This window comes from Corynebacterium sp. KPL2861, assembly GCF_040225475.1.
Lineage (GTDB): Bacteria > Actinomycetota > Actinomycetes > Mycobacteriales > Mycobacteriaceae > Corynebacterium.
Window position 1 is genome coordinate 41,087 of record NZ_JBEHFW010000012.1, and the last position, 18,040, is coordinate 59,126.

At 59.5% G+C, this 18,040-nt stretch carries 17 protein-coding genes; 6 read left to right on the top strand and 11 right to left on the bottom strand.

The window, feature by feature from the left end; genetic code table 11:
* The first annotated feature begins 325 nt into the window (after positions 1-325).
* Positions 326-1,111: an AAA family ATPase gene (locus ABRP84_RS09985; protein ID WP_349853613.1), complete on the top strand. Its 786-nt coding sequence runs from the start codon at positions 326-328 to the stop codon at positions 1,109-1,111.
* Here the strand turns inward: ABRP84_RS09985 and ABRP84_RS09990 are convergent.
* A complete protein-coding gene (locus tag ABRP84_RS09990) occupies positions 1,108-2,415 on the bottom strand; it encodes an MFS transporter (protein ID WP_349853615.1) in 1,308 nt (435 codons plus the stop codon). The genes ABRP84_RS09985 and ABRP84_RS09990 overlap by 4 nt on opposite strands.
* A 38-nt stretch (positions 2,416-2,453) precedes the next feature.
* On the opposite strand from ABRP84_RS09990, the gene thrC reads away from it, so the two are divergent.
* From thrC to ABRP84_RS10010, 4 genes are read left to right on the top strand one after another with little or no spacing between them, the layout of a single operon-like run.
* Positions 2,454-3,896 (top strand): threonine synthase, encoded by a 1,443-nt coding sequence (thrC, locus tag ABRP84_RS09995; protein ID WP_239269727.1) that lies wholly within the window; start codon positions 2,454-2,456, stop codon positions 3,894-3,896.
* Between the two features lie 7 nt (positions 3,897-3,903).
* Complete coding sequence (locus ABRP84_RS10000; RefSeq protein ID WP_005278279.1) at positions 3,904-4,050, top strand: hypothetical protein; 147 nt, start codon at positions 3,904-3,906, stop codon at positions 4,048-4,050.
* A 25-nt stretch (positions 4,051-4,075) separates the two neighbouring features.
* A complete protein-coding gene (locus ABRP84_RS10005) occupies positions 4,076-4,870 on the top strand; it encodes a trypsin-like serine protease (protein ID WP_349853617.1) in 795 nt (264 codons plus the stop codon).
* 30 nt (positions 4,871-4,900) lie between these two features.
* Positions 4,901-5,446, top strand: coding sequence for an NUDIX hydrolase (locus ABRP84_RS10010; RefSeq protein WP_349853618.1), 546 nt, complete (start codon positions 4,901-4,903; stop codon positions 5,444-5,446).
* Here ABRP84_RS10010 and ABRP84_RS10015 read toward each other — a convergent pair.
* From ABRP84_RS10015 to glnA, 3 genes are all read right to left on the bottom strand, one after another.
* Complete coding sequence (locus ABRP84_RS10015) at positions 5,443-5,817, bottom strand: hypothetical protein (protein WP_349853619.1); 375 nt, start codon at positions 5,815-5,817, stop codon at positions 5,443-5,445. The two genes, ABRP84_RS10010 and ABRP84_RS10015, sit on opposite strands and share 4 nt — an antisense overlap.
* Before the next feature lie 30 nt (positions 5,818-5,847).
* Entirely contained in the window at positions 5,848-6,792 is a 945-nt protein-coding gene (locus tag ABRP84_RS10020; RefSeq protein ID WP_349853621.1) for a TDT family transporter, read from the bottom strand.
* A gap of 233 nt (positions 6,793-7,025) precedes the next feature.
* Entirely contained in the window at positions 7,026-8,459 is a 1,434-nt protein-coding gene (gene glnA / locus ABRP84_RS10025; protein ID WP_023023166.1) for a type I glutamate--ammonia ligase, read from the bottom strand.
* A 118-nt stretch (positions 8,460-8,577) separates the two neighbouring features.
* Here glnA and ABRP84_RS10030 point away from each other — a divergent pair, with 118 nt between their 5' ends.
* Entirely contained in the window at positions 8,578-9,051 is a 474-nt protein-coding gene (locus tag ABRP84_RS10030; RefSeq protein ID WP_023023164.1) for an RDD family protein, read from the top strand.
* Between the two features lie 153 nt (positions 9,052-9,204).
* Here ABRP84_RS10030 and ABRP84_RS10035 read toward each other — a convergent pair whose 3' ends face one another.
* The 7 genes from ABRP84_RS10035 to sucB form a co-directional block, all read right to left on the bottom strand.
* Complete coding sequence (locus tag ABRP84_RS10035; protein WP_349853623.1) at positions 9,205-9,990, bottom strand: DUF4191 domain-containing protein; 786 nt, start codon at positions 9,988-9,990, stop codon at positions 9,205-9,207.
* Positions 9,991-10,073: 83 nt separating this feature from the next.
* Complete coding sequence (gene lipA / locus ABRP84_RS10040) at positions 10,074-11,138, bottom strand: lipoyl synthase (RefSeq protein ID WP_023023160.1); 1,065 nt, start codon at positions 11,136-11,138, stop codon at positions 10,074-10,076.
* Positions 11,139-11,275: 137 nt separating this feature from the next.
* Entirely contained in the window at positions 11,276-12,079 is an 804-nt protein-coding gene (gene lipB / locus ABRP84_RS10045; RefSeq protein ID WP_023023157.1) for a lipoyl(octanoyl) transferase LipB, read from the bottom strand.
* Positions 12,080-12,197: 118 nt separating this feature from the next.
* The gene (gcvH, locus tag ABRP84_RS10050; RefSeq protein ID WP_023023155.1) at positions 12,198-12,590 is read right to left on the bottom strand and encodes a glycine cleavage system protein GcvH; all 393 of its coding nucleotides are present in this window, start codon (positions 12,588-12,590) and stop codon (positions 12,198-12,200) included.
* A 45-nt stretch (positions 12,591-12,635) separates the two neighbouring features.
* Positions 12,636-13,748, bottom strand: a complete 1,113-nt coding sequence (gene gcvT, locus ABRP84_RS10055; protein WP_023023153.1) for a glycine cleavage system aminomethyltransferase GcvT — start codon at positions 13,746-13,748, stop codon at positions 12,636-12,638.
* A gap of 2 nt (positions 13,749-13,750) precedes the next feature.
* Positions 13,751-16,594 carry an aminomethyl-transferring glycine dehydrogenase gene (gene gcvP / locus ABRP84_RS10060; protein WP_023023151.1) on the bottom strand — a complete coding sequence of 948 codons (2,844 nt, stop codon included), beginning with the start codon at positions 16,592-16,594 and terminating at the stop codon, positions 13,751-13,753.
* A gap of 297 nt (positions 16,595-16,891) precedes the next feature.
* The coding region (sucB, locus tag ABRP84_RS10065) for a 2-oxoglutarate dehydrogenase, E2 component, dihydrolipoamide succinyltransferase (RefSeq protein WP_349853625.1) at positions 16,892-18,040 on the bottom strand (1,149 nt) is incomplete at its 5' end.

The following is an 18,040-nucleotide window of genomic DNA, read 5'->3' on the forward strand; positions in this document are numbered from 1 at the left end:
ACAGCTCGTCTCCCTAGAGTTATCCCATAACGAAACGGTAACGAAGCAAGCTGAGCGTTACCGAGCGACTGGAGGAGACGATGACAATCAAGAATAAGTTATCCACAACCGCGGCGGTGGCCGCAGCCATAGTCTTTCCTATTAGCGGGGGATTAGGTATTGCCTTTGCGGTAAACGCGGTTCCAGCAGAGACCATAGCCCAAGCAGCAACCGGGGACCCATTACTCCTGCACCTCAAGTCCGCATTCGATCTAGCAACTGCAATAGCGCGGCGATGACGTGAGTACCCCATCCGCGCACCGCCGCAGCTGCTAAAGTGCCAGGCATGTTGGTTGATGCCGTTCGCCTGAAATCCATGCCGCGGGATTATCGCCGTAGCCTGCCTGTCTTTGATTACCTGGCAGATTTAAGGCGCTTTTCCTTTACCCGCCCGGTGACGATTTTCGTCGGTGATAACGGCATAGGAAAATCCAGCCTGCTGGCCGCCATGGCAACGGATCTTGGGTGTTCTCCCAAGGGTGGCCGGATGGGGGATCCGGAAGCAATCTTGCCGTTAAGCCCGGTGGTCTGCGAGGGCACGGGACTCATTCAGCGGGCCTATTTTTTGCGCGCGGAAACCCATGAATACCTCCTTTCGCGCGAGCAATCCCCCGAGGAATCCGGCGGGCGTTCCATCCTGCCCTCCCAGGTGGACGTGCAGGCCCGCTCCCACGGCGAGTCCGTTTTCGATGTGCTCTATGAGCGTGTTGACGGCGCGGGGGTATATATCTTTGACGAGCCAGAATCGGGTTTATCCGTTGTCCGGCAATTGGCGCTGATCGCTGAAATCGCCCAAGCCGTTGACCGCGGCGCGCAGGTATTTATCGCCACGCATTCACCGATCCTGCTGGGCTGCCCCAATGCCGATATCGTGGAATTAAATGACACCGGCTTCCAGCGCATTTCCTTTGATGAGGCCGAAGCCGTGGCAGCGACCAAGGAGTTCCTCGCGGATCCAGAGGGAACCATCAACTTTATCTTGGACCCAAAGGCAGAAGAAGCGGAAGAAGAGACGGAAGCCACGGAGATAGCGGCTGTCGATGAGGCCGAAGGACCGAATAAGCAGCGTTAGGTTACCTCCACGATCCTCACTGATGGACCCGCGTAGCCGCCGCGTCGGCGCAGGATGTGGGTGATGACGACACCAGCCATGCCGCACAGCCATACGGCTAGGACGGCAAGTGAAGCGGAGGTGAAATCGGGCATGGAGTAATTGGGGGCATCGGCAGAGTGGTCCAAGACCATGCCAAATAACTGCGCGCCCAACATGCCGGAGGTAAACCCGCCCATATTGCCCAGGCCGGTAGCGGTAGCGACGACAGAGCGGTCCATGTTCTCGCGGATGATGTCGAAGCCATAATTCGACGTCGGCGTGCACAGCGCGAGGATAAAGGAGACCGCGGTGATCGCCGCCAGACCCCCGCCGGTGCCGAAGGCGAAGAATAGTACCCAGGTCAGTACGTGCAGGCTTACGAACCCGAGCGCGACCCAGGGGCGGATATTCTGCGCGCGGGAGGAAATCCGGCCGTGCAAGGGTCCGACCAGAACCAAAAATACGGCCAAGAGGGTGAGTACGAGGCTGGCCTTGCCCTTGGATAGCTCCATGCCTTGGGTCATCATGGGCATGCCCCACAGCATGACAAAGACAATCAGCGGCAACATGCCGCTGTAGTGGATAAAGTATGCTTGCCAGGCGATGGGCGAGGTAAAGACCGCCTTTAAGCGCGCGCCGATGCTGCTGCCCTGGGAATTGGGCGGTTCCTTCTCCAGCGGAATAACCCCGAGCTTCTCTGGGGAGTCAGCGACCGCGACGGCGGCGGCAATGGCGACGAGGATGCCTACTGCTCCCAAGGTTACGAATGCTGCCGTCCATCCCGCCGTTCCGAGCAACCAGAGGAAGGGGACGGCGGAAATGAATTGGCCCATCTGGCCAATGGAGGAGGTCACCTGGGTAAACATCGGTGTGCGGTGCAGCGGGAACCAGTAGGGCAGGATGCGCATTACCGATAAGAATCCCGTGGCATCGCCGGCGCCGATGAGCACGCGCGCGAAGATGGCTACCCCGTAATTGCTGGTAAAGCCGAGTATGACCTGGCCGACGCCCATAATGACCGCGCCCACGACGAGCAGGATGCGGGGGCCAAATTTATCGATCAGCATGCCGGTGGGGATTTGTGCGATGGCATAGACGCCCAATTGCACGGAGGTAAATACCGCGATGCGCCCGGCATCGACGCCGAAGCGCTCGATGGCATCGAGGCCGGCTACGCCGAAGGAAGACCGCCCGGTAATGGCTACGAGATAGACCGCCATGGCCGCGACCCAAATCATTAACGCCTGGGTTGTGATAACTTCTCTTGGATTTGGCTGCGACATGGCTGATACCTTACGCGTTAACTACTAGGATTCATCTTGTGAAGTATATTTCGACCCGTGATACCACCGGCCAGCCCGCATCCTTTACGGATATCCTCTTAGGAGGGCTAGCGCCCGATGGTGGCCTATACCTGCCTGAAACCTACCCGCAACTGGACTCCGCCACGCTGGATACGTGGCGCACAGTGGTCAAAACTGACGGCTATGCCGCCCTTGCGGCTGAGGTAATCAAGCTGTTTATCGATGATATTCCAGAGGAAGATCTGGATAAAATCGCCGCCCGAGCATATACCAGCCCGAAGTTTGCCTCCCCTGAGATCGTCCCAGTCACTGAGCTTGGCGATGACCTCTTTATAGGCCACCTTTCCGAGGGCCCCACCGCTGCATTTAAAGACATGGCCATGCAGCTTTTGGGCGAGCTTTTTGAATACGAGCTCGCCCGCCGCGGGGAGACGCTGAATATTTTGGGCGCTACCTCTGGCGATACCGGCTCTTCTGCTGAGTACGCCATGCGCGGGCGCGATGGCATCCGCGTTTTCATGTTGACTCCGGCTGGGCGCATGACCGCCTTCCAGCAGGCCCAAATGTTTGGCCTGGATGATCCGAATATCTTCAATATCGCTCTCGACGGTGTCTTTGATGATTGCCAGGACGTGGTAAAGGCCGTCTCCAGCGATGCGGAATTTAAGGCCAACTACCGCATCGGCGCGGTCAACTCCATTAACTGGGCCCGCCTGTTGGCCCAAGTGGTTTACTATATTTCCTGCTGGATCAAGGTCACCGATAATAACGAACAAAAGGTATCCTTTAGCGTTCCCACCGGTAACTTTGGCGATATCTGCGCCGGGCATATCGCGCGCAGCATGGGCCTTCCCATCGATCGCCTCATCGTGGCGACGAACGAGAATAACGTATTGGATGAGTTCTTCCGCACCGGCAACTACCGCCCGCGTCCGGCCGCGGAAACCATGGCCACCTCGTCGCCGTCTATGGATATTTCCCGCGCCTCCAACTTCGAGCGCTTCGCCTTTGATCTTTTAGGCCGCGATGTCACCCGCGTTGCGGATCTCTTTGGCACCAAGGTCAAAGAAGGCGGGTTTAACCTTGAAGAAGATCTCATTACGGCCGCGCGTGAAGACTACGGTTTCTTGTCCGGTTCCTCCACCCATGAAGACCGCCTCGCCACCATCAAGGACGTGAACGAGCGTTATGGTTACCTGGCGGATCCGCACACGGCCGATGGCATCAAGGTGGCGCGTGCGGCCCAAAAAGAGGGCGTGACGACGCCTATCGTCTGCTTGGAGACGGCACTGCCGGTAAAGTTCAGCGAAACCATCACCGAGGCCATCGGGAGCGCGCCGCAGCCACCGGAGCGGTTTGCTGACATCTTGAACGCGGAGCGCCACGTGGCGGATCTGCCCAACGATGCCGCAGCGGTCAAGGACTTTATTACCTCGAGCATCAAGAACACGGAGGTGTAGCAAACACATGGCATTAGAAAACTTCGCAGGGCCGGAGCACTATACCGAATTCGATCCGGAAAAATTCATCCGCGACTTAAAAGCACAAGCAGAGGCGGATAAGGAAGAACAGGACAAGGACTCTGCAGGTGACGCGGGTACGGATAGCCAGTAGTCTGCTGGCAGCAGCAGGGCTGTTTATGGTGGCATCGTGTAGCACCGATGCCACCCAGCAGCAGGATGGGGTGGTTGCGCAATCCACCGACACGCCACCGCCGGCGCCGCCGAACGAGTTTTATGAGCCCGCGGTGGTGCCGGTGCCCCCAGGCGCCGCGCTGAACTTAACCACGAGCGACCCACAGCCGGGCGAGTACTTTAACTTCCAGTCCTGCACGGCGGCGTGGTCCTTCGCGCTTGCCGATGGCCGCACCATCGCCGTGACGGCCTCCCATTGCGGCAAACCTGGCGATAAGGTCTGGGCCGGAACCCAAGAGGGCGATTTTGTATACCCAGCCGATCCGGTAGGCGAGGTGATCTATTCGGATTTCTTTGCCGAGGAGACTAATCACTTGGACGTTGCCTTCATCGAGCTGTACCGCGACGCGGACTACTACACCCCAGGCGAGGTAGCCACCACCGTAGCGACGCAGCTGGACAAGCTGCCGGATGCGGTATGCAAGCTGGGCAGTTCCACCATCGTGACCTGTGGGAACGTGAAAAACGCGGTGGATTCCACGCAACTGAATTATCAGGGGCTAGAACACGATTCCAACGCCGCCCTGGCAGAGATGTGCAGCGCGGTCGGGGATTCCGGCGGGCCCGTTTACGGCGATGTGGATGGCCGGCAGACCATCGTGGGGCTGGTCTCTGGAATCACCGAGCCCTTGGATGAGGGACACAGCTGCGAAGATACGGAACAGAACATCGACGTGGCCTTTACCACCGCACCGGATATCCAAGAACTGGCGCTAAAGGTCCTCGGCCCCGTGGCATAAGACCAGCCAAGATTGGCTACGCTAGGTGGTATGCCAACGCCTGATTATATTGTGAAGCTGCGTGAATCCATCGGCCACGATCAGCTCTTCGTCCCCGCGTGCAGCTCCATCATTCTCCGCGATGTACCAACCGGTGCGGCCCTGTGGGAGGTGCCGTCCGTACTTCTGGTCAAGCGCGCGGATAATGCCGTGTGGACCCCTGTGGAAGGCATTTGTGAGCCTGGCGAGGAGATTACGACCACCGCCTTGCGCGAGGTCAAGGAAGAGGTAGGCCTCGATGCCAAGGTGGAAGCGCTCCTTGGCGTTGGCCAGTCCGGCCCAGTGACCTATCCCAATGGCGATGAATGCATGTTCATGGGCACCGCGCTGCGCCTATCTGTCGCCGACGGCGCCGAGCCCGTCATTAGCGATGAAGAAAACACCGAAGCGCAGTGGTTTTCGGTGGCCCACCTCCCGGATAGCGTGTCGCGCCGCCATCGCCTGATGGTCGCGGATGCCGTGGCGCACCTCAAGCACCCGCAGGGGTTTTCTCCCCGCATGGGCTGGATGAAGCGCAGCGAGCAGCCCGGGCTCTAGCGCGTTTCCTCCGCGCCGATGAGTAGTTGCTTGAGCTCATCCGCGCTCTTCGCTACGACCAGCTCCTGAGCGATGCACTCCTGAGCATCCGCCGCGTCTATATCGGATCCGCAGCAGATGACCGTGGCATCGATAGTCATCAGCAGCTTTCCCCGCCGCGCGAGCTCAAAAAATAGCTCGCAATTTTCTGGACCCCATTCCCAGGCAGTGCCATAGAAATCCTGGGCGCCCTCGCCAAGCCAGGAGGTTTCAAGCGCTAGGCCTGCTCGGTATAAAAAGATTCCGTCGCGCCGCAAGCCGGCGAGCACCTCACGCACCCCGTCAAGGTCCGCGGCATCCCAGGCGATGAAGGTAATAGGCGAAGGGCTCATGGCTCGATGATAGACGAGGGAAGACACCTCCTAGTGAGTCAGTTCTTTGCGCGTGCGGCCCTCCCAGATCCAGCCTAAGAAACGCGCTGAGCACAGGCACCAGTGCGCGATAAGGAGCAGGGGAATGCTCAGCGCGATAACGTCAAGCCATTCTGAACCATTGACCAATGCCGTTTGGTGCCCGCCCATGCTCACGGTGCCAGGCGGGAAGGTGCACGCCCACCACGCAGGGGAGTAGGGAACCCAGCGGGCTGCTTGCGGATAAAAAGTCACCATCGCATAAAGCGAAAGCGGGATGGCAATAGCAAGGGCAATAAGACCGTAGTACACGGAGATACTGCCGGGGTACAGGATCTGCATTGCGGTGGTGGATTGCCCTACCACGCCTAGCGGCACCCACGCGGTAGCGGATTTTCCACCACTAAAATCCACCGTGCCGTGCCAGGCCGCCCAGTAGACGTAGGCAAATACCGGGACTGCTGTCAGCAAGGACATGGCGAAGAGTGCTGTGCCCATGATGTGGTAAATCTGCCCGTAATCGCGGGCCAGCCACCCGGCTACCGATGCTGAAATCATCGGTCCTACCAAGGGGAGACCCCAGGTAAAACGCGGCTCTCCATCGAAGCGGGTGAGCTGAATGCCCCACGTGATAACGGTGACGGGGCCGCCGATCCAAAAACCGACGAGGCGAAATACCCCGTTATCCGTTAACCCGGATAGTGCCGCACCAAGCGCGAGGACGCCGATGAAAAACATGGACCATTCCGCCATGGTGGTCCGCTCAAATCGCGGACTGCGGTAGCGGGCGTAACCGGCAGTCAGCACGACGAAGATGGCGCATGCGAGTGCCGCAAATACACCTGCGGCAACGAGCATGTCTTCTTCAACCAACATGCGCGAGACGATGGAGGTGCCCATGAGGCTGCCGGCCCAGGCAGGACCAGGAGGGGGAAGTTGGCGGAATTTATCAGTCACTACCTAGATTCTAATTTCATCTAGAGCTTCTTACTTAGACTGAGCCGCTTTTAATTTGGTGAAAACCCTCATGCGTGCGCTGGAGAGCGTCCATCCTCAAAGTGGGCAGCGATTATGGCGAAGCTCTCGGATATACCTAGCAGTGCCACCGCAAGCAAAAGAAAGCAGCCACCTAAGCATTGGTTAGGTGGCTGCCTTGTAGAAAATGCAAGCTGAGAACTTGCAGTGACGGCTTAGCAATCGAAGTAGAGCTCGAACTCCTGCGGGGTGGGACGCAGGCGCGCGGGGTTGATCTCGTTTTCGTATTTGTAGTTGATGTAGGTCTCGAGGAGATCCTCGGTAAAGACATCGCCCTCGGTCAGGAAGTCCATGTCTTCCTTCAGCGCCTCCAGGGAAGCCTCCAGGGAGGTTGGTGCCTGCGGGATGGACTCGGCCTCTGCTGGCGGCAGCTCATAGAGGTCCTTATCCACTGGGGCGTGCGGCTCGATGCGGTTCTTCACGCCATCCACACCGGCCATCATCATGGCGGCAAAGGCCAGGTATGGGTTGCTGGATGGGTCCGGTGCGCGGAACTCGATGCGCTTAGCCTTCGGGTTGGAACCAGTAATCGGGATGCGGATCGCGGCCGAACGGTTGCGCTGGGAGTACACCAGGTTGATCGGCGCCTCGAAGCCAGGAACCAAGCGGTGGTAGGAATTCAGCGTTGGGTTGGTAAAGGCGAGCACGGCGCCGGCGTGGTGCAGGATACCGCCGATGAAGTAGCGGGCGATATCGGAAAGCCCTGCGTAGCCAGCCTCATCGTGGAAGAGTGGCTCGCCGTCCTTCCACAGGGACATGTGGGCGTGCATGCCGGAACCATTATCGCCAGCCAGCGGCTTAGGCATGAAGGTCGCGGCCTTGCCCCACTCCTGGGCGGTGCGCTTGACCACGTACTTGAAGGTCTGAATGTCATCGCCGGCGTGCAGCAAGGAGTTGAAGCGGTAGTTGATCTCGTTTTGAGCCGCGCCCACCTCGTGGTGGAAGCGCTCGATCTGGAAGCCGACCTCTTGCAGGTTGGCCACGATGTCATCGCGGACCTCGCTGTGCTTATCGTACGGCGGGGTGGGGAAGTAGCCACCCTTCACGCGGGTCTTGTATCCGGTATTGGGAGTGCCGTCCAGGTTGGTCTCGTTATCGCGGTTCCACCAGCCTTCATTGGAGTCCACCTCATAGAAACCGTGCTGCATATCGGTGCCATAGCGCACGGAATCGAAGAGGTAGAACTCGGCCTCGGCGCCGAAGTTACAGGTATCGGCGATGCCCGTGGACTGCAAGTATTCCTCGGCCTTGCGGGCAATATTGCGCGAGTCACGGGTAAAAGGCTCAAAGGTAAAGGGATCGTGGACGAAGAACTTGATATTCAGGGTCTTCGCCGAACGGAAGGGATCGATATGCGCGGTGGCCGGATCCGGCAGCAGCGTCATATCGGATTCTTCGATGGTGGTAAAACCACGAATCGAAGAACCATCAAAGGCCAAGCCATTTTCGGCATCTTCTTCAGTAAATTCGCTGGCAGGGATGGAAAAGTGGTGCTCGGTGCCGGGGACGTCCGTAAAGCGGACATCCACGAACTTTACGTCCTCATCCTGAATAAATTGGACGATGTCCTGCACTGTCTCGAAAGACAAGATTGCCTCCTGTTTGTTGGCCGATGAATTATCTGCCTATAGCCTACTAGTTTTATCCACCCGGCATGGCCATTGGCCTCGTTTCACTTCTGGGTGAGGGGCAACTAAATTGGTGAGCATGGCAGACAAGCGCACGTGGCTCGATGGGCCCAATATTCCGGGCGAATATGACGATGCAGGAACCCCCGGCCGGTGGCCAGGTGAAAACTTGGGCTTGCCGGAATCTGGGCCTGGGTCCATGGCGTCGGTAGGCCGCCGCGCAGGCGCCGTAGCCATTGACTGGATCATTTGCATGCTGCTGGCCAATCTCATCCACATGTTCACCACGCAGCTCGGAGGCGTATCCTTTTTAGGCTACGCGCTCTGGGCGTTAATGGGCATCGTGTGCGGCTGGCTATTCGCACGCACCCCGGGCATGCTCATCCTCGGCATGGGCGTGGCCCGCCTAGATGTGCCTGGCGCGCAGGTGGGCCTGTGGCGCGCGGCAGTGCGCACGTTGCTTACCGGCGTCATCTTTCCCGCCGCCATGGTGGACGCGGACGGCCGCGGCATGCACGACCGCGCAACTGGCACCATCGTTATTAACTCTTAGCGGCGCGCGGGGATAAGTCCCGCGCACCGTAAAATTACGAAAACCACGACAGTCCCTGCAACCTTTCCCAATCGGGTGGTTGCAGGGACTGTTTCTGCTTAAGAGCAAGGCGAGAGCCGAAAGCCTAGCCGGGGTGAGTGGCTAAAGCAGTATTTAGCCCTTGCCTTTGCGCTGTTGCGCGCGGCGCATGCGGCGGTTCATACCGGACATGTTCTGCGCCTGTTGCGGCATTGGGCCCTTAGGCATGCCGGGCATTGTTCCCAGCATGGAGTCCATGGCCTCAATGCGGCGGATATTTTCGTAGGTAGCGTTCTTATTGTAGTTGCGCGGCAGCTTCATGAGGTGGTTGCGCAGCTTGGAAACCGGCACCTCGTCCTCGCCGGTGCCGACGTAGACCTCATAGACCGGCACGCCGCCGGCAATCTTGTCCACGCGTTTCTTTAGCTGGTTAAGGGAGGGGCGAAGGCGGTTCTTATTGCCCTCGCACACGAAGATGACGCCCGCATTACCGATGACCCTGTGGATAAGGTCCTGCTGGCGGGTAGCGGCGATGCCAGATTTTACGGACCATACGATGCCGACGGTATTGCGCAGCTGCTGCTCCAAGGCCCAACCGGCGGCGCCGGGTTGGTCTTCGACGCGCTTGTACATATCGCGTTCTAGGCGGCGGGTAAAAAGGAACATCGCCAAAAGCGCGCCCAAGCCCAGGCCGATAATCAGCATGAACCATTGACCGTTAAAGAGCGTACCAATGAGGAAGAACAAAAGGCCGACGCCGAGGAAGGCGGCCAGCATGATAGGGATGAGCGCCTTATCCTGCTTGCGTTGCAAATTGAAGGCCTGCCACAACTGTGACCAGGTTTGCTTACGCTTTTGGCGCTTGGCCGCGCGTTCTTGCTTCTTGGCAGCTTTCATGGCTGCTTTGTCATCTTTCGCCATAGTTCCTACTTTAAGGGTCAGGTGACAAAAATGTTAAACGGCCCCCGCAGATGGCGAGGGCCGAGTAAGAATATTCCGGGATTTTAGCGCACGGTTGCCGCGACCGAATTAGCATTGGCCGGAGTCTTGGCCATGCGGGTGGTTACCGGGGTTTCTTCCGAAGGACCGTACTTATCCAGCAAGGTGGATGCCTCTTGAGCGGTAGCGCCCTGGGAGGTCTCCTTAAGGTGCTTGAGGTTCTCCGGCAGCTCCAGGCCGCGCTTTTCCATGGCCTGCACGTACAGGCGGCCGGCGCGGTAGGAAGAGCGAACCAGCGGGCCGGACATGACGCCGCCGAAGCCCAGTTCCTTAGCCAGCTTGGAGTGAGCCACGAATTCCTCCGGGCGCACCCAGCGCTCGATGGGGTGGAAGCGCGGGCCGGGGCGCAGGTACTGGGTGATGGTGATGATGTCGCAGCCAGCCTCGCGCAGGTCGCGCAATGCTTCCTCGACCTCGTCCTCGGTCTCGCCCATGCCCAAAATCAGGTTGGACTTGGTAATAAGGCCGTAGTCGTGGGCCTGGCGGATAACATCGAGGGAGCGCTCGTAGCGGAAGGCCGGGCGGATGCGCTTGAAGATGCGCGGCACGGTCTCCAGGTTGTGGGCGAAGACCTCGGGCTGCGCCTCGAAGACCTCTTCGAGCAGGTCCGGCTTGCCAGAGAAATCTGGGGTGAGGTTCTCTACGCCGGTGTGCGGGTTGAGCTCGTGGATCTTGCGCACGATCTCCGCATACAGCCATGCGCCCTCATCCGGGAGGTCATCGCGGGTCACACCGGTAATGGTGGTGTAGTTGAGGTCCATTTCCTGGATGTTTTCGGCCACGCGGCGCGGCTCGTCGCGGTCGAGCGGCTCCGGCTTGCCGGTAGCGATATCGCAGAAGTCGCAACGGCGCGTGCACTTATCGCCGCCGATGAGGAAGGTTGCCTCGCGGGATTCCCAGCATTCGTGGATATTCGGACACCCGGCTTCTTGGCAGACGGTGTGCAGGGAAGCGCCGGCCACGCGGGATTTCATGTCCTCGTAGCCCGGTCCGGTGCGAACCTGGTTGCGGATCCACCGCGGCTTTTGTTCGATGGGCGACTCCGCATTTTTCTTCTCAATGCGGAGCATCTTGCGTCCTTCAGGCTTTACAGTCACAAATACTCACTTTATCGATCAAAGATGGTGATGGCTAATAGCTCTTCTTGGTATAAGGCGCGCGGGCGCACAACTATTCCACGCTAGCCCCAAACTAGGGCCATGGGGGCTTAAGCCTGCGCTTGCCGACGCCGCTTTCGCGCCTTCTCATTCGCAAGCTTTGTGGGATCGGGTGCGGAACCGAAACTGTGATCGGCAACGATGAGGCGGCCCGAGAGGGCATCATCAAGCGCCTGCAAGAGTGGCTGTGCGGCCTCTTCCATCGTGACCTCGCGGCCGAGTTCCAGCGAGAGCGTGGTGATATCTGCATCATCGATGCCACAGGCCACGATGTGATCGTAATACTCCAGCGTATTGCTGCAGTTGAGTGCCAAGCCGTGCATGGTAACCCCGCGGGTGATGCGGATTCCCAGCGCGGCGATCTTGCGATCGCGCTGCGAGGCTGAAGGATCTTTTGCCTGGGTGGTAGAAGGCACCCACACCCCGGAGCGGCCGTCGATGCGACCTGCGGTCGTCACGCCCAACTCCCGTACGGCCTGGATGGTGGCCTCCTCGAGGCGGCGGACATAATCGACGACATCGACAGGCTCTGCCAGCTTGATGATGGGGTAGAGCACCAACTGCCCTTCGCCGTGCCAGGTAATGCGCCCACCGCGGTCCACGGTGATGACCGGCAGATCGTTATCCGGCATGTCCTCAGGCTGCGTGCGCTTGCCCGCGGTGTAGATATTGGGGTGTTCGACTACTAAGACCACATCGTCCTGCGTGCCCTGCGCGCGCGCAGCCGCCACTTCCGCCTGATAATCCCACGCCTCTTGGTAATCCATGCGGCCCAAATGGCGTATTTCAAGGGGGTTGTCCGAGGCGCGAATGGAGCGTTCAGCGGGAAAGAAAGGATCGCGTGGTGCAGTCATAATCTCTAGTGTCGTCTTCTTTGGTAGGGAAAAGCAAAGCGAGGAAAAGTAAAGCGGGAGAATGCCATAGCATCCTCCCGCCAATTTTATGCTCGAGGGGGTCTCGAATTAGACGCCTTTAGTCGAGGCCGTTCGCGGAGGCGTATTCCTCTGCCTCCATGAGCTCGCCTGCTTCATCCACCTCGACTTCGATGAGCCAGCCTTCGCCGAAGGGGTCGTTGTTGATGACGGCGTAGTCATCGTGTACGGCATCGTTGACGGCCTTCACGGTGCCGGTGACCGGGGAAAACAGGTCGGATACGGACTTGGTGGATTCGACCTCGCCACAAGAATCACCGGCGGTGACGGTATCGCCTACCTCTGGCAGTTCTGCAAAGACGACCTCGCCCAGGCGGTCTGCGGCAACGGAGGTGATGCCGATGCGAACGGTCTTGCCTTCTACGGCGTCCTTGGCGGCGTTAATCCATTCGTGGTCTTCGGAGTAGGAAAAGTCTTGGGGCAGGTTAGACATGGTATGTAGTCCTTTCGGGCTGAGATTTTAGGGTGTGTGGGTGGCTTACTTGTCGCGCTTGTAGAACGGCAACGCGGTTACCTCAAAAGGATAACGTTTGCCGCGGATTTCTACCTCCACCGCGGTGCCCGGTTCGAGCTCCGCGCTGGTATCAAGCAGCGCAATGGCCACTGGGTGGCCAAGCGTGGGGGAGGGCTGACCCGAGGTGACGGTGCCGACCTTGGTGTCATTGAGGTAGACCTCGGCGCCGGCACGCGCCGCGCGGCGCTGATCCGAGGTGAGCCCGGAGATAACGACCTGTGGGCCTTCCTCGGCACGCTTGCGGATGACGTCTGCGCCCACGAAGTCAGCTTCTTTCTTGGCAAAGGCGCGCGACATGCCCGCCTCTACCGGGGTGATATCGCGGGAGAGCTCGTTGCCGTAGAGCGGCATGCCAGCCTCCAAGCGCAGGGAATCGCGCGCGGCTAGGCCGCACGGCTTGATGTCATATTCCGCGCCCGCCTTGAGCAATTCTTCCCACAACTGCGGGGCATCGGAGTTGTAGACGATGAGCTCGAAGCCATCCTCGCCGGTATAACCGGTGCGTGCGATGATGGCGAAGGTGCGTGCCACCTTGCCCATCGTGGCGGCGTAGTAGCCCAGTTCGTAGACGGCTTCTTGCTTATTGTCCTCTACCAGCGGGACGAGGATTTCGGCGGCCTTGGGGCCCTGCACGGCGATCATGGCAACGTCGCGGGACTCGTTCTTGAGCTCTACGTCGAAGCCCTCGGAGCGCTTATTGAGCTCATCCCAGACGGTATCGGCATTGCCGGCGTTGGGCACGACGAGGAACTTGTCATCCTCGAAGCGATAGGAAATCAGGTCATCGATGATGCCGCCGTCTTCAGCGGTGATCATGGAGTACTTGGCCTTGCCCACCTTCAGCGAATCTAGGTTAGAGATGAAGGAGTAGGACAAGAACTTGCCGGCGTCGGGTCCATTGACCCAGATTTCACCCATGTGGGAGAGATCAAACAGGCCTGCGCTGTTGCGAACGGCGCGGTGTTCTTCCAGCTCGCTGTTGTACTTCAGCGGCATATTCCACGGCCCAAAGGCCGTGAAGGTAGCGCCGAGTTCCTCGTGCTTGGCATTGAGCGGGGAGGTTAGAAGTTCGGTCATTGTTACTCCTCGGAATCGTCGATCTCGAATGCTTCTGGCGGCGGGCAGCTGCACACCAGGTTGCGGTCGCCGTAGGCCTCATCGAGGCGGCGAACCGGTGGGAAATACTTGTAGCTATGCAATAGGGATTTGACCGGCCACGCGGCCTTGTCGCGGCCGAAGGAGTACTCCCAGTTATCGGTAGCCACCGACTCAGCCGTAAACGGTGCGTGGTGGATAACGGAGTCCTCGTAGGCCACCTCACCGTCGATGATCTCCTGGATTTCGGCGCGGATGGTGCGCATGGCTTCGATGAAGCGATCCAGCTCGCCCTTGTCCTCAGACTCGGTGGGCTCAATCATCAAGGTGCCGGCCACAGGGAAGGCCAGGGTGGGGGCGTGGAAGCCGAAGTCAATGAGGCGCTTGGCCACATCGGCGGCGGTGACCCCGGAGGCATCGGTAAGCTCGCGCAAATCGATGATGCACTCGTGTGCCACCAAGCCCTCGTTGCCGGTGTAGAGGACGGGGAAGTATTCGTTGAGCGAGGCCGCCAGGTAGTTAGCGCCCAATACTGCGTGGCCGGATGCGGCGGCGAGGCCCTCGGCACCGGTCATGGCCAGGTAAGCCCAGGAAATGGGCAGGACGCCGGCGGAGCCGTACTTGCTGCCGGTAATGGGAACGCCCTGGCCAACAGGGGTTTCCGCGGTGGCATCAAGCTCAGGGGATGCGGCATCGCTGGGTAGGAAAGGGATGAGGTGTTCTGCCACAGCCACCGGGCCAACGCCCGGGCCGCCGCCACCGTGCGGAATGGTGAAGGTCTTGTGCAGGTTGAGGTGGGAGACATCGCCGCCGAAATCGCCTGGGCGCGCCCAGCCGGTCAGCGCGTTCATGTTGGCGCCATCGATGTAGACTTGGCCGCCGACCGCGTGCACCTTATCGCACACATCGCGCACCTCGGGGTCGAAGACGCCGTGGGTGGAGGGGTAGGTAACCATGATGCCGGCGATGTGGTTGCCGTGCTTTTCGATCTTTTCTTCCAAGTCCGCGACGTCAATGGAGCCGTCCTCGGCGGTCTTGACCACGGCGACGCGCAGGTTAGCCAGGGTGGCAGAAGCGGCGTTGGTGCCGTGCGCGGAGGCCGGGATGAGCACGACATCGCGCTCATTATCGCCATTGGCCACGTGGTAGCGGCGAATGGCCAGTAGACCCGCCAACTCGCCCTGGGAGCCGGCATTCGGCTGGATGGAGACCTTGGCATAGCCGGTAAGCTCGGCGAGCCAGCCTTCGATCTCTTCCACCAACGCGCGCCAGCCCGCCGTGGTTTCTTCTGGGGCATACGGGTGGATGCCCGCGAATTCTGGCCAGGAGATGGGCTCCATGGCCGCGGTGGGGTTGAGCTTCATGGTGCACGAGCCCAGCGGAATCATGGAGCGGTCCAGCGCCAAGTCCTTGTCCGCGAGCTTGCGCAGGTAGCGCAGCATCTGGGTCTCAGAATGGATGGAGTGGAAAATCTCGTGCTCTAGCGGTTCCTCGGCACGCTGCAGGTTCTCCGGCAGGTCAAAGTTTGCTTCAGCCGGGGTGGCGCCGAAGGCCTCTGCCAAGTGTGCGACATCGCGCTGCGTAGCGGATTCACCGAAGGATACGGATACCTTGTCGGTTCCGATTGCGCGCACCAAGTAGCCCGCATCCTGCAGATCGGCCTTGATCTTCTGGGCGTCAACACCGCAGACGGTGACGGTATCGAAGAAGTGCTGCGATGTAATCTCCAAACCAGCATCCACGATGGACTGGGCGAAGGAGGAGGACAAGCTGTGCACGCGCTCGGCGATGTCCTTGAGTCCCTTCGGCCCATGGTAGACGGCATACATCGAGGCCACATTGGCCAAAAGTGCCTGGGCAGTACAAATATTGGAGGTCGCGCGCTCGCGGCGGATGTGCTGCTCGCGGGTTTGTAGCGCCAAGCGGTAGGCCGGGCGGCCATCTGCATCCTTGGAGACACCGACGATGCGGCCCGGCATCTGGCGCTTGAGCTTATCCGTTACCGCCATGTAGGCAGCGTGCGGGCCACCGAAGAAGAGGGGTACACCAAAGCGCTGGGACGAGCCCAAAACGATATCGGCGCCCAAGTTTCCGGGGCCTTCTAGGAGCAGCAGGGACAGCGGGTCAGTGACTACGGAGGCCAGCGCGCCGCGGGTGTGCAGCTCTTCAATCACAGCAGAAGGATCGAAAATCTCGCCTTCGGTGCCGGTGTAAGCGATGACGGCACCGATGAGGTCTTCGCCCACCAAGCCCTCGCGCAGGTCGACGATCTCTACCTCGAGGTCAATCGCGCGGGCGCGTTCAGCGGCAACGGTGAGCACCTGTGGGTGGAGGCGGGAGTCCAGCACGACGCGGCGGCCCTTCTTCACCGCGCGAGACATCAAACCGACCGCCTCTGCGGTAGCGGAAGCCTCATCCAACAAGGAAGCGTTCGCGATGGGCAGACCTGTCAGAGACTCGATCATGGTCTGAAAGTTGAGCAAGGCTTCCAAGCGGCCCTGGGAAATTTCAGGCTGGTAGGGGGTGTACGCGGTATACCAGCCGGCATCCTCAAGTAGGCCGCGGCGGATGACGGCGGGGGTCAGGGTGTCCGAATAGCCCTGGCCATAGAAGGGCTTCAGCACAGTGTTTTGATTGGCGAACTCCCGCAAAGCGGCCTGTGCCCCGTCTTCAGAAAGTGCTTCTGGCAGGTGGGGAAGTTCCGTAGCGCGGATCTTGGGCGGGATGGCGGCATCGACAAGCGCCTGCACGCTGTCGTAGCCCACCGTGCCGAGCATGGCGGCCTGCTCGGAAGAATCCGGCCCTAGGTGGCGGGAGATGAAATCCATCTGTGAGGTCTCCTTCATCGGGTGCAATGGTCTTAACCGCCCCTAAGTATATGTTTAATAACCGGTAAAAACAGCGCCCTTGAGAAACTTTTATGCAGTAACTCTCCGATGAAAATGTGTTGTAGCCTGCTTACCTCCCAATTAGTGAAATATGTCTTGTAGTGCCGGGATAAAATTCGTCTGATATTTGTGGCGGAGGTTCACGCGCTACACCCCCGCGCGGTACCCCAGGCATGACAAAACCTCCCGCCCCTTCGAGTAGAAGGAACGGGAGGTATGCCAGTTAGCTAACTGCTTTTAGATATCGAGGTCAGCCTCGAAGTCTGCAGTCTCCAGGCGGTCCTTGATGGTGGTGATGAAGCGGCCTGCATCCGCACCATCGATGACCTGGTGGTCATAGGTGAAGGGCAGGAAGCACATTTGGCGGATGGCGATGGCATCCTGGCCATTCTCGTTGACCACCACAGCGCGCTTCTGGATAGCCGCGGTACCCAGGATTCCGGCCTGTGGCGGAACCAGGATCGGGGTATCGAGCAGGGCGCCCTCGGAACCGATATTGGTCACGGTGAAGGTGGCACCGGTCAGGTCATTTGGCTTCAGCTTGTTATTGCGGGCCTTATCAGCCAGCTCTGCAATTTGCTGCGCGATTTCCGGCAAGGACAGGTTCTGTGCCTTGTGGATGACCGGGGTGAGCAGACCCTTCGGGGTGTCTACGGCGATGGCGACGTTGACATCCTCGTGGTAGGTCATCTCCTTGGTTTCCGGGTCATAGGAGGCGTTCACGTTCGGGTGGGAGACCAAAGCCTCCGTGGTGGCCTTCACGATGAACGGCAGGAAGGACAGGTTGGCGCCATACTTATCAATGAACGCCTGCTTGCTCTTCTTGCGCATGTCCCAGATAGGAGTCATATCGACTTCCTGTACGTGGGTAAGCTGTGCGGAAATCTGCAGCGCTTCCACCATCTTGGTAGCGGTGATTTCGCGGATGCGGTTGACCTTCTTGGTGGTACCGATAAGCTCCTGCTTTTCCGGATCCACGGACTTGGTGGACCAGCGTGCGCGTGGGGAGTCAGCAGTCTTCTTATCTTCGCCTGCCGATGCCTTCGCATCGCCCTCACCAGCAGCTGCAAGGACGTCCTGCTTGCGGATGCGTCCGCCCACACCGGTGCCTTCAATGGAGCTGAGGTCTACGCCGTGCTTATCAGCCAGCTTGCGCACCAACGGGGTCACGTATGGAACGTTATCGCCGTTGTTGACCTTGGTGGAGGTGTTCAGGGAAGAATCCTGCTTCGGCTCTTCCTTCTTCTCCTCCTTGGCAGGCTGGGCCTTGTCTTCCTTCTTCTCGTCAGACTTAGGCTCTTCCTTCTTATCTTCGGACTTGGTTTCTTCCTTTTCTTCGGACTTGTCGTCGTCGGAGTCGGAGTCGTCGGAGGATGGTGCGGCGTT

What these genes read in the sequence shown, in the direction of transcription:
- ABRP84_RS09985 (WP_349853613.1), top strand. Translation starts at nt 326, where the DNA reads ATGTTGGTTGATGCCGTTCGCCTGAAATCCATGCCGCGGGATTATCGC.
- ABRP84_RS09990 (WP_349853615.1), bottom strand. Translation starts at nt 2,415, where the DNA reads ATGTCGCAGCCAAATCCAAGAGAAGTTATCACAACCCAGGCGTTAATG.
- ABRP84_RS10000 (WP_005278279.1), top strand. Translation starts at nt 3,904, where the DNA reads ATGGCATTAGAAAACTTCGCAGGGCCGGAGCACTATACCGAATTCGAT.
- ABRP84_RS10005 (WP_349853617.1), top strand. Translation starts at nt 4,076, where the DNA reads ATGGTGGCATCGTGTAGCACCGATGCCACCCAGCAGCAGGATGGGGTG.
- ABRP84_RS10010 (WP_349853618.1), top strand. Translation starts at nt 4,901, where the DNA reads ATGCCAACGCCTGATTATATTGTGAAGCTGCGTGAATCCATCGGCCAC.
- ABRP84_RS10015 (WP_349853619.1), bottom strand. Translation starts at nt 5,817, where the DNA reads ATGAGCCCTTCGCCTATTACCTTCATCGCCTGGGATGCCGCGGACCTT.
- ABRP84_RS10030 (WP_023023164.1), top strand. Translation starts at nt 8,578, where the DNA reads ATGGCAGACAAGCGCACGTGGCTCGATGGGCCCAATATTCCGGGCGAA.
- ABRP84_RS10035 (WP_349853623.1), bottom strand. Translation starts at nt 9,990, where the DNA reads ATGGCGAAAGATGACAAAGCAGCCATGAAAGCTGCCAAGAAGCAAGAA.
- lipA (WP_023023160.1), bottom strand. Translation starts at nt 11,138, where the DNA reads ATGCTCCGCATTGAGAAGAAAAATGCGGAGTCGCCCATCGAACAAAAG.
- lipB (WP_023023157.1), bottom strand. Translation starts at nt 12,079, where the DNA reads ATGACTGCACCACGCGATCCTTTCTTTCCCGCTGAACGCTCCATTCGC.
- gcvH (WP_023023155.1), bottom strand. Translation starts at nt 12,590, where the DNA reads ATGTCTAACCTGCCCCAAGACTTTTCCTACTCCGAAGACCACGAATGG.
- gcvT (WP_023023153.1), bottom strand. Translation starts at nt 13,748, where the DNA reads ATGACCGAACTTCTAACCTCCCCGCTCAATGCCAAGCACGAGGAACTC.
- gcvP (WP_023023151.1), bottom strand. Translation starts at nt 16,594, where the DNA reads ATGGATTTCATCTCCCGCCACCTAGGGCCGGATTCTTCCGAGCAGGCC.